Annotated in this window: 2 protein-coding genes; one reads left to right on the top strand and one right to left on the bottom strand. The window is 71.5% G+C overall.

Translation table 11 applies throughout. The annotated features are described in order from the left end of the window. Positions 1-15 precede the first annotated feature (15 nt). Positions 16-861, bottom strand: a complete 846-nt coding sequence (locus tag AB0G02_RS33340) for a sugar phosphate isomerase/epimerase family protein (RefSeq protein ID WP_360802275.1) — start codon at positions 859-861, stop codon at positions 16-18. Positions 862-1,422: 561 nt separating this feature from the next. On the opposite strand from AB0G02_RS33340, the gene AB0G02_RS33335 reads away from it, so the two are divergent. Further along, the coding region (locus tag AB0G02_RS33335; protein WP_360802272.1) for a BTAD domain-containing putative transcriptional regulator at positions 1,423-3,028 on the top strand (1,606 nt) is incomplete at its 3' end.

Genomic DNA, 3,028 nt, shown 5'->3' with positions numbered 1-3,028 from the left:
AGGGCGTCGCCCGGCTCACTCGATCAGCTTGTCGCCCAACACCTTGCGCAGGAACTCGATGCTGCGCTCGGCCTCGTCGACCCGGCCGCACTCCACGCTGAGGAAGATCTCCCGGTCCAGGGGCTCCAGGACCTCGAAGACCCGCTCCCAGTCGACCATGCCCTCGCCGAGCGCGCAGCCCACCGGGGTGCCGGTGACCAGGCCGCGCTCGTCGGCGCTGTGCTGCTCGCTGATGTCCTTGGCGTGCATGTGGACCACGCGGTCCTTCACGCGGTCCAGCCCCTCGTAGAGGTCCTCAAGCGCGGCGAGGTAGAAGTTGCCCGTGTCGAAGTTGACGTTGATCCACGGCGAGGGCGCGAGATCCGCGATCGCCAGAAGCCCTTCGGAGGTGCAGCTGAACGTGCCGTGCGGCTCGATGCACACGTTCACCCCGTGCCGCTCGGCGACGAAACCCGCCTTGGTGAGGGTGTAGCGCATCATCTCGTGGGCGAACGCGTCGTCCATCCACTCCGGCTTGATCATGTCGTCGGTGTTGACGAACTTCGCCCCGCAGGCGTCGGCGAACACGATCGCCCTGGTGAGCCTGGGCACCGCCGCTTCCGGCTTCATCAGCGGGCTGTGGCCGCTGATGCCCGACACGCGGACACCGGCCCGGTCGCAGATCTCCTTCATCAGCAACGGGTCCTCCTCCATCGAGAAGGAGTGGAAGAAGTCGACCTCGCTGAGCAGGTCCCACCCGGTGTGGACCATCGGCTCCACGTACCGGTAGCCCAGTTCGGCCGCTTTATCGACGCCCCAACGGAAACCCTTGGCGGCGTCCTTGATGTACTCCATGTTCAGCGTGGCGCGGTACCTGGCCATGGTTGAGGACCTTTCCTTTCCTTCGCGGAACGCGTCCGCTGAGGGCCAACGGGCGGGCGTGGATTCGCGCGCGGCGTTCGACCCGTGCCGGGACTGCCGACCCGCGTGGCGTCGCGGTCGCGGATCTTCGGTGCGGTCGAGCCGTGGCGAGTGGGTGGATCTCCGGTGTGCGTCCCCCGATTGGGCCAATCGGGGTGCAGGCACCAGGATTGGTATCGGCGCACGTGGTTGCAATCACTGGGTGCAGGAGCGCCCGAAGACCTCTCGTGTTTGCGCGAACGGGCAGTCGGCGAAGTGGATCTCCTGGTGAGGGGTGGTGCGCGCCCGGGACCCGGAATCCCGCCGAGTAGGGCAGGGCGCATTCGGGTAGTACCTGTGCGTGTCGGGGAGGACGGGCGCCGATCGAGCCGTGACCGGTCCTGCACCGTTCGTAGTCCTCGGCGACGAACCTCGAAAGGGAGATAAACGCGTGTTAATCTGCCCTGGCCACCGTCCTACGAGTACAAAGCACCTCCTCCTCCGCGCGGCTGTTTTGGACTTGATTTGATCTCACTCGAACCGTTGTTCGTCGAACTCCTCGGCTCCGTGCGGGCGTTTCTCGGTGAGACCGAGGTGGACCTCGGAGCCGCCCGCAGGCGTGCCGTCTTCGCCGTGCTGGCGCTGCGGGCGGGGCAACCCGTCCCCGTGGGCGAACTGGTCGACGCGGTGTGGGGCGACGAGCCGCCCGCCAACGCCGAGGCCAGCGTCTACACCTACGTCTCGGGCCTGCGCAGGCAGCTCGAACCCCAGCGGTCCGCCCGCTCGGCGTCCGGCGTGCTGGTGTCGACCGGTCTCGGCTACTCGCTGCGGCTGACCGACTCCTCCTCCGACGTCGCGCTGTTCGAGGAGCACCGCCGCCGCGCCGCCGCCGCGCCGGACGCCGAAGGCGCCCTCAAGGAGTTGGACGTGGCCTTGGCGCTGTGGCGCGGGGAGGCGCTGCGCGGGGTGCCCGGCCCGTTCGCCTCGGCGCAGCGCGCCCGGCTGGCGGAACTGCGCCTGGTGACCGCGGAGCGGCGGGCGGAAGTGCTGGTGGAGCTGGGTCGGCACGCCGAGGCCGTCGGGGAGCTGACCGAGCTGACCGACCAGCACCCGCTGCGGGAGGGCCTGCGCGCGCTGCTGATGACCGCCCTGCACCGGGCGGGTCGGCACGCCGAGGCGCTGGAGGTCTTCCGCGACACCCGTCGGATGCTGGTCGACCAGTTGGGCATCGAACCCGGTGTCGGGCTGACCGGGTTGCACCAGCGGCTGCTGCACGAACTGGTCGCCCCGGCCGCTCCCCTGCGCTCGGCCCTGCCCACCCGCAAGCCGCCGGCCGCGCCGACCCTCCTGAGCCGCGACCGGGAGCTGGAGGCGCTGCGCCGGGCGGTGGCCGACCTGTCCGGCACGGGGCGCGGCGGTTGCCTCTGGCTGGAGGCCGAGCCGGGGATGGGCAAGTCCGCGCTGGTGGCCGCGACGCTGGCCGAGGCCGGGCAGCGCGGGTGCTCGATCGCGTGGGGCGTCGGCGACGAGCTGAGCATGAGGTTCCCGCTGCGGGTCCTGCTGGACTGCCTGGAGATCAGCACCTCCTCGTCCGACCGGCGCCGCGCCGAGGTGGCCGAGGCGCTGCTGGGCGGATCCGACTCCGAGCCGGACGCCGAGCTCGACGCCGTGGAGCGGTTGGTGGGGCTGGTCATCGAGCTGTGCGGGCGGGCTCCGCTGGTGCTCTCCGTGGACGACCTGCACTGGGCCGACGAGGTCAGCCTCCTGGTGTGGCACCGGTTGACCCGGCTGGTGCGGCGGCTGCCGCTGCTCCTGGTCTCCGCGTGCCGCCCGGTGCCGCGCCGCGACGACGTGGAGCGGGTGCGCGACGCGGTGGAGGCCGCCGGGGGTGACGTGATCCGGCTCGACCCGCTGCCCGACGAGGTGCTGGTGGAGCTGGTTTCCCGGCGCTTGGCCGCGACGCCCGCCGGTGGCCTGCGCGAGCTGGTGGAGCAGGCCGGTGGCAACCCGGCGTACGCGCTGGACGCGGTGGACGACCTGGTGCGCCGCGGCGCGGTGCGGGTCCAGGCCGGCGTGGCCGACCTGGCCGGAGAGGGCGAGGGCGGCGCCCGGTCGCCGGACGCCGCGCCGACGCGCCGGTTGGACTTCC

Origin of the sequence: Actinosynnema sp. NPDC023658, assembly GCF_040639995.1 — a bacterium.
Taxonomy (GTDB): Bacteria; Actinomycetota; Actinomycetes; order Mycobacteriales; family Pseudonocardiaceae; genus Actinosynnema.
Note: the sequence above shows the minus strand (reverse complement) of the source record. Positions and strands in the feature narration are given on the sequence as shown.